8 protein-coding genes are annotated in these 8302 nt (G+C 44.6%); 1 reads left to right on the top strand and 7 read right to left on the bottom strand.

Annotated features, from left to right (window positions below):
* From AC1DSE_RS25300 to AC1DSE_RS25325, 6 genes are all read right to left on the bottom strand, one after another.
* Positions 1–980 (bottom strand): DUF4349 domain-containing protein (locus tag AC1DSE_RS25300; RefSeq protein WP_477528366.1); only part of this gene is annotated, 980 nt, incomplete at its 3' end.
* A gap of 175 nt (positions 981–1155) precedes the next feature.
* Positions 1156–2421 carry an adenosylhomocysteinase gene (locus AC1DSE_RS25305; protein WP_477510074.1) on the bottom strand — a complete coding sequence of 422 codons (1266 nt, stop codon included), beginning with the start codon at positions 2419–2421 and terminating at the stop codon, positions 1156–1158.
* Positions 2422–2441: 20 nt separating this feature from the next.
* Complete coding sequence (gene bshC, locus AC1DSE_RS25310) at positions 2442–4082, bottom strand: bacillithiol biosynthesis cysteine-adding enzyme BshC (protein ID WP_477510073.1); 1641 nt, start codon at positions 4080–4082, stop codon at positions 2442–2444.
* A 148-nt stretch (positions 4083–4230) separates the two neighbouring features.
* Positions 4231–4626: a DUF3397 domain-containing protein gene (locus tag AC1DSE_RS25315; RefSeq protein WP_339208710.1), complete on the bottom strand. Its 396-nt coding sequence runs from the start codon at positions 4624–4626 to the stop codon at positions 4231–4233.
* A 6-nt stretch (positions 4627–4632) separates the two neighbouring features.
* Complete coding sequence (locus tag AC1DSE_RS25320; protein WP_477528367.1) at positions 4633–5634, bottom strand: ketopantoate reductase family protein; 1002 nt, start codon at positions 5632–5634, stop codon at positions 4633–4635.
* A 179-nt stretch (positions 5635–5813) separates the two neighbouring features.
* A complete protein-coding gene (locus AC1DSE_RS25325) occupies positions 5814–6464 on the bottom strand; it encodes an RsfA family transcriptional regulator (protein ID WP_477528369.1) in 651 nt (216 codons plus the stop codon).
* A 276-nt stretch (positions 6465–6740) separates the two neighbouring features.
* Between AC1DSE_RS25325 and AC1DSE_RS25330 the strand changes: the two genes are divergently transcribed.
* On the top strand, positions 6741–6977 hold the full coding sequence (locus tag AC1DSE_RS25330; RefSeq protein WP_053375484.1) for a DUF2626 domain-containing protein: 237 nt from the start codon (positions 6741–6743) through the stop codon (positions 6975–6977).
* Between the two features lie 185 nt (positions 6978–7162).
* Here AC1DSE_RS25330 and AC1DSE_RS25335 read toward each other — a convergent pair.
* Positions 7163–8302 (bottom strand): class I SAM-dependent methyltransferase (locus AC1DSE_RS25335; RefSeq protein WP_477528370.1); only part of this gene is annotated, 1140 nt, incomplete at its 5' end.

Consider the following 8302-nt stretch of genomic DNA (forward strand, 5'->3'; position numbering starts at 1 on the left):
GGCTTGGATGGCTTCGGCGCCGTCTCTTTCCTTCTTCGATAAAACCAAATGATTGGGATTGAAATAACAGCCAATATAGCTAATACAGGCAAAGCACCTGCTAAAATAACTAACAATAGATTGATGGCATCCCAAACTACTTTTGTGCTGTTAACTAGCGCGTCCGACATCCTGCCGCCTAAGTGCGGTTTTTCCATACTTTTATTTTTTAGTGTTTGATTCGTTTGGTACATGCGCAGCTCCACCGTCGAGAACGCTACATTATTATCCAGATAGCGAACTCTTCCTTTGATTCGTTCAATTTCCTCCTGCACCCCTGAGAGCTGCTGTGAAAACTTTAACAGATCATCAGCCTTTGTCGCTTTATCCATCATGGTGAGCAGTCTAGCTTCAACAAGTTGCTTCGCTTTCAGCCTAGATTCAAGATCCACATATTCCTCAGATACGTCCTTGCCGCCGATATTGCGTTCAAATTCATTATGTTTAATTTGCTCAATCCGATCAATGAACGACATAAACCCTGCAGCTGGAACTTTAATMGTATAGCTTGATCCAATCTCTCCCTCGTGCTTCGTATCTTGAAATTGCAAAAGATAACCACCGCTTTGATGAATGGCATTGCGCAGCGAGGTTGCTGCAGAAGCTAAATCGTCCACCTGCATACTTAAATTAGCGGTATAAATAATTTTCTGGTTGAATCCATCCGTGCCGATTGCCAGCTGAGCATCAATCCCCCCGCCAGATGCTTTGCTCTCGCCCAATCCCTCAGCTGGAGCCTCTTCCGCTTTAGCAGCATTGTCATTCAAGGTATAGCTCATCTCAGTTTCTACGTTTCTAGAAGCTGTTGTTGATAACATCTGTTCAGAAGCCGAGTTTTTAGAGCTGCTCGTATCCCCATCTGAGGAAGCGCATCCAACAAGCAGAACAACCAGAGAAACAATTGAAATAATTGCAAATATCCCTTTTTTATGTCTATACAAGAAAATACCCCCTTGCTTTTATTTACCTCTAGACGCAATCTGGGAATAAAAGGTTACAACATTGTCCATCCAAACCCGAACATCCGCGGATCTAATCATCGGTGTAAACGAATCAATTGCTTCTTTTATCTCCACATAAAAAAAAGCCGCGATTGCTCGCGGCTTCTTCAATGCTTTATTCTGTTTCTTTCCAGCTGTCCAAATATGCCGATTGCTCCGCAGTCAGTTGATCAATGCCAAAGCCTAGAGATTGCAGCTTCAGTCTCGCTACCTGCTCATCAAGCTCATAAGGAACATTGACTACTTTGCTGCCAATCGTTTTGTACTGCTCATTTACATATTTCAGTGCAACAGCTTGCAGTGCAAACGTCATATCCATAATTTCTGCAGGATGACCATCGCCAGCAGCCAAATTAACAAGGCGGCCTTCTGCCAGCAAGTAAATGCTGCGTCCATCCTCCAGCTTATATTCTTCGATGTTGCGGCGAACGGTTCTTACACTTGAAGATAATGCTGCAAGTTCTGGTTTGTTTGCTTCGACGTCAAAGTGACCTGCGTTGGAAATGATCGCCCCGTCCTTCATCACCTTGTAGTGCTCTCCGCGAATAACATCGCGATTCCCGGTAACCGTTACGAAAAACTCGCCAACCTTAGCCGCTTCGATCATCGGCATTACCGCGAAACCGTCCATATAAGCTTCGACCGCTTTAATCGCATCGATCTCAGTTACGACAACATTTGCGCCAAGACCTTTCGCACGCATGGCTACACCTTTTCCGCACCAGCCATAACCGACAACAACGACGGTCTTGCCCGCAACCATCAAATTCGTTGTGCGATTAATACCGTCCCATACGGATTGCCCTGTACCATAGCGGTTATCAAAAAGATGCTTGCAATATGCATCGTTAACAGCGACCATAGGGAATTTTAGTGAACCGTCTTTCTCCATCGCTTTCAATCGAATGATGCCTGTCGTAGTTTCTTCCGCACCGCCGCGCAGATTCTCGCCAAACTCCGGATGCTCCGAATTTAGAATCGTTGCAAGATCGCCGCCATCATCAATGATAAGATCAGGCTTCCACTCCAGCGCTTTAATATTAAGTGCTTTAAATTCTTCAGCACTTGGATTATATTTGGCAAATACAGTAATGCCATCCTCAACGAGAGCGGCACAAACATCATCTTGTGTTGATAGCGGGTTGCTGCCTGTTATAGTAACATCTGCACCGCCCGCCTTAACAACCTTAGCCAAATAAGCGGTTTTCGCTTCCAAATGAAGAGCAATTGTAACTTTCAGTCCTTTAAAAGGCTGTTCCTTTTCGAATTGCTCGCGAATCGTATTCAATACCGGCATATGCGCAGCTACCCAATCAATTTTCAAACGGCCTTCAGGTGCCAATGATAGATCGGCTACGATGCTTTTATTTGCTGTACTCATTCCATTTGCCTCCTCATATTTCATAAATAAACGATTTCATGTCCACCAGTACGGCTAAATGGCGCTTCAAGCAGCTTATCGAGCCAAATCAGGCTGTAACGATTCCAATAGGCTGCCATATTAAGCACTCGCTCTTGCGGCTTGTTCTGCGGGTTAATCGACAGATGGATACGATCAAGCTGACGTGTGGATGCTTCAAATTGTTTGTTAAAGGCATCTACCGTTTTTGAGCCCATATAGTTGATTTGCTCTACTATTTTTTGCAAATTCGTATCCCCAAGCTTAGAGAGCGACGGTTGAACGGAAGTTGCAAGCTCAAGAAGCGGTTTATATAGCTGCTCAAACGTATCTCTTGCTTCGGCAAACTGCTGTTCAATGGACAAGCCATCTTGTGCCTTCAGCCATTTCCCTTTGCTCTCTTCGAAATGTTCCATAACATCCTCAAAGGAAAGCTCATACTTATCCATGTGCTTGGCAACTGTTCCTTCAATTAAAGTATAAGACATACGCGGCACGATAATGGGCATTTCCATATTCAGCGTGCGGAATGCTTCTCCAGTTAAAGCCCAATAGGCAATTTCCCCAGGACCAAGCACAGTCGCAAGAACAGGGAATAAATAATCCTGCATAATCGGCCGCGTCAGAACGTTATTGCTAAGCTGCTGCGGCTGCTCGTCAGCGATCCGAAGGAGCTGTTCCTCCGTTAGCGACACTTGCTCTTTACGGTCTTGGAATTTTCCATCCTTCTTGTGAAGAAGCGTTCTTTCTTCGCCGTTATCCGAGTTGAAGAGAAAAAGATTCGAGCTGCCAGCCGTTACATCTGCCTGAAGACTGTAACCAAGCTCTCTCACCTTATCTGCAGCAGCAGCATAAGCATGCTCTAATTCATCGTTCTTCTCAATCAGCTTCCTGAACATAGGCGCTTCTATACGACGAATATCCTCATGATCGCCATCCATTAATACTAAGCCGTGTTTCCCGAATAAATGACTCAAAATCATTGCAAAAAAATCAGATAATGATTTCGCCTGTTTCGACATTTGGCGCAGTTCCTCTAGCATCACAGGTTTGAACTCCGAATGCGGAAGCGATTGTTCAAGCTCTGCAAGCAGCTCTTCCCATGTTCCTGCTGCAATCATCGTGCGGCTTACAGCTGTACGCGCACCTTCAGGACGCGCAACTGACAACTTGCGAAGCTCCTGCTCCGTTGTAATAACGTAGGCATGGTTCGCTTCATCCCAGTCATGATCTTCACCGGCTACCCAAAATACAGGAACAACCGTCCGCCCCAGCTGCTCACTTGCAGCTTTGGCCGCACCTATGATGGATACCGCTTTATGTATGACAAGCAACGGACCCGTCCATAAACCAGCTTGCTGACCTCCAACCACGACCGGAGCACCCTCTGCCATCGCAGAAATGGAAGCAAAAACTTCTGGATCAGCGTTAATCGCTTCATTGTAAGCACGAAGCGCGCGAGCTACTTGAGCTGCATCAGCTCTAACCTCTCCGCTTTGCTCCAAACGATTAAAGCGTTTAACCCAATCTTGATCAACTCCCGCATGATAGCCATATAAAGCTTCAATGCGGTCATCGTTTTGATGTATATAAGCCTCTGTCAAAGGCTGTGCAATAGGCAATGCATAAGTATCTGTTCTCATAGCGCAGCCCGTAACCTCCCGCTTAATAGTCGTTAGTACGACTTCATATTTTAAAACTGAACATTTTAATTGTACACAATGGTGAAGCCGTCCGTCAAAACAAAAACACCTCTGCTCGGGAGAGGCGTTTAGCAATTTATTATTTGAGTTAAGCAGTCAGAAACATTTTGCCGATGCCGATGCACATAAAAACAATGTACAGCACGCTCATCGTAAAAAAACTTAGCCGCCATATCGTCCGAAATATCTTTTTGGCATCCACTGCGCCGCGCTTGCGAAATTGGGCGTTTCCAAGCAATCCTCCGCCAAGCAGCATGAATAGCAATATGCCGTAAATCCCGAATCTGCTGTTAAACAGCTCATCAAATAATACAGCTACGCAGCCAATTAATAAGGCTGTCGTAACATCCATTGCCAATCGGAACGCTTTTTTTCGATCCTGAATATATGCTCCATATCCAAACAAAATGATGGTGAAGGGTATGATTGGAATTACAGCCAAATAAGCGTATGCATGTTTGATGCTTTCCCAAATCATTTCCATCGGCCTTCACTCCTTCATAGTCGACTTAAGATTTAGTGCTTTAATCATCGTAACTATTGCTTGGTTTAACGGCGCTTGCAGCCCATTCTTCTCAGCCAGCAGTACGACTCCGCCATTAATGGCATCGATTTCTGTTGCTCTGCCAGCTCTTACGTCACTAAGCATAGAAGAAATATTGCTGCTGGTTTGCCTGCAAACCTTTATAATGAGCTCCCATCCATTCTCCGGCAAGCTCATTCCAGCATGTATTAACACCAACTCGGTTTCCTCATATAGCGCTTGCATAAGCTTCACGCCGACAGGATGGAGCGGCAGCTGTCCATTCTCCACATCCAATATTGCCGTCAATGGATTAATGACTGCGTTAATAAGCAGCTTATTAAAAATTCGATTCTCCAAGTCTTTCGACAGAAAAGAGGTAAATCCTGCCGTTTCCAGCAAAGAAATCAACATTTTTTGCGAGTTATCGAGAGAATCATCTTGATTGCGCTCATTTTCTCCCCATTCACCAAGCCAAAGCTGCCCCTTCCCCGTATGCTCAACAGAACGAACATCAAGTCGTTTCGCCCCCTCTGTCGTCACCGCTGCAAATAGCGGATAGGTAGGAAGTTTGCTTTTAATTCGCTCTAAATGTCCAATTCCATTTTGCATACATACGACTGCCACACGCTCTCCATCATAGCTGGCAAGAAGCGAAGCAAGCATATTTAGAAAAGCTTCATCCAAATCCGATTGTTTAACGCTCAGCAGCACCCAGCGATAGTCGGCATTCTGTTTTGTGAMGTCATAACGTTCTCTATGTTCTGAAACAGACCCGCTCCATAAACTTTTGATACGAATCGATTTCTCATTTGCTCCATCTAGCTCCTTAAGCCTAATGCCTTGATTAGCAAGCTCATCAGCCTGTTCCTCACTGCGCGTCCAAATCGTAACATCCGCCCCTGCTTCTGCTAGCTTCGCTCCATAGAGCAGTCCTAACGAGCCCCCACCTACTACATCTATCTGCACCTTATACTCCTTCCGACCAGCTGCTGCTCATCAATAATATTAGCAAACATCGTATCAAATTTTCCGAAAATATTGCAACTGATACAAGTTTAGCCGACTAGACTCTTCTATAAAAAAAGCGAAAAAGAAAAAGAAGCCGGCCATATAATGGCCAGCTCCTCTTATTTACGCATTATAACCTATTCAATCCGTTCCAAATTTCCATTAGCATCCATCTTGAATCTCGGCTTAGCTTCATCGTCATTCGTTAAAACGGTAAGCCTTCTTGCACGATCCATAATTTGAATAAGTGTCTTGTAATCGTCGTTCACAGCACGGTAATCCGTTTGAACATTGTTAACCTCTTTGGACAATCTCTCATTCTGATCACGCAAACGGTATAGCTCTTCCTCTTTTTCTTTCAGTTCCTTCTCATACCATTTGAGTTGGCGGGTTAAATCCTGATAGGTCGTCTTCCATCCACGGAGAAAACGAATAACAGCATCTAYCGATAAACTTTCCTCGATTGCACCACTCTCTTGCTTGAATCCACGTTCTTCCGTTTCAAAAACGGCAATCGATGAAACATGCGGCGTTGCGATAATCGTTTGTTTTTTTAAATAATTACGCTTCTGGCGCTGCTGCTTAGCGATTTGTATTGCATCCTCATACCTTTTGCGAACGCAACTGTTCCAGCGGAATCCGCATGCTGCGGATGTACGCCCAATTCGTTCGCCCACTTCTTCAAATGCTGCAAGCTGAGTACTACCTTCGCGAATATGGCGTAGTGTAACCTCGGCGAGAATTAAATCATCGTCCGGACTCCACGCATCTTGTCTAACTGCTGTCATGCAACAAAAACCTCCTAACGTAAAGGCGCTTACTTTATCTCTATGCCCTTGGTAGAGTTCATAGAATCTATTGGATACTAATTTGTATAACCAAATTTTCAATTACTCATACATGTTAGCTCTTATATTTGAGCAAACTATATCTAAGTCAACAGGAGTTAATTAGATGCAAACAAAAAATTTGCGTTTTCTTCACGTATTTTGGTTTACACTTATTACACCAAACGTTATAATGATCATTAGAAAATCGGGTCGCAGCGAAAGGGGGATGTTATCATGGCACGTATGTATCGGGTACTTGGCTTTTGGACCCTGGTAATCGGACTTATGGCTTTCGCAGGCCATATGACGGAATTTGCGCTATTGTTTTTTGCACAAGCCGTTGCTTTCGTATTTCTAGGCTACTTGAATTTCTCCGAAAGAACTTACATTGTAATGTTCTGGGGATATATGATCATTTCATTCGTGGGTTTCACGTATTGGTCGGTCTTCAAGATGGACTTGCCGTTCTAACAAAGGCGTCAGCGAAATACGCTAAGGCAAGCTTTAATCAAAGCCATGAAAGAACAGCCATTATCCTAAATGATAATGGTTCGTTATGCGCTTAAGGTAAGAACAAACAAGAGTACATATGAGTTCTTTTCCTTAAACAAAAAAGTGTCAGCCCCTTTAGGGCTGACACTTTTTTTGTACATCGTTCATCCTTTTTCCAAAACCATCACCTTAAACGTCTCACTCATCTGATCGCTTAGCAGCAGCTGCCTAATCGCTCTATTCCTTCGCGCCTCTTTGCTGAAAGGGTCAGTGCTGTTGTGATTTTGAAGCATATCCATTACGCCGTGCTCAATTAAAAATTGTTTTTGTGTCATATAGCTTGCAACGCAAAATCCGCTTTCTTCAGCGGAATGATGTATAAAGGTAAAGGGGACATGTGAAGTGATATCCTGCTCCCCGATTCGACTATACGGATTGGTGTTCGTCTGATGCCGCGAATAACACATAAGTGTACCAAGCATCCGGTGCTCCGCCGCATATTCCTCCGCTTTATGCCCATAATCAATAATGACGACACGTCCGCTAGTCATCACGGCTCCAAGCTTATTAAGGAAATCGACTGCTCCAGCATGCACCTCCGTTTGCTGCCCTTCAAGCAATTGAATATGATCCCGATTAAGCCAATTTGTAATCCGATTATCGGTAAGCGGCATTTGAACCTCAACGAAGCCACGCTCATCATCATAAGCAACGCCTAACTCCATCAGCTCTCCATTAACTAGCTGCACTCGGTGTACAGGAAAAGCATCAAACAGCTCGTTTGCGAGCACAATCGCTGGCTGCTTAAGCCAGGTTTCCCCCCAAGCATCATCTGATGATGAAAGCAGCAGCGGTTCTTCACCCGATAAGCTTAAATCTGCAAAGGCATGCCGGGCTGCCTCAGCATGCGCAGGATGATCCTCAATTAGAATTGGCTGCAATTTACTTTTCCAATCCAAGTCTCGCTCACAACCTGCAGCCGCAATTTGAGCAGACAATCGCCCCGTTCCTGCTCCCCACTCAATCAGTTTAAGCGGTTTATCCACTAATGCCGCGTAGTCCAGCGCATATTTCGCTAGAACTTCAGCAARCACCTGCCCAATGCCTGAGCTCGTATAAAAATCACCCTCCTTGCCCACTCTAATTGGCCCTGAACGGTAATAACCATATTGCGGATCATATAGACATGCCTGCATATATTGAAAAAAAGAGATGCATTTGACTGAACTCCAGCCTCCATCTTCATCTACAAACTTGCCATACGTTTTTGCACCTGCTATTTTTTCCGCAATTGAGGCTGCGAG

This window comes from Paenibacillus sp. 01L418 (assembly GCF_056400045.1).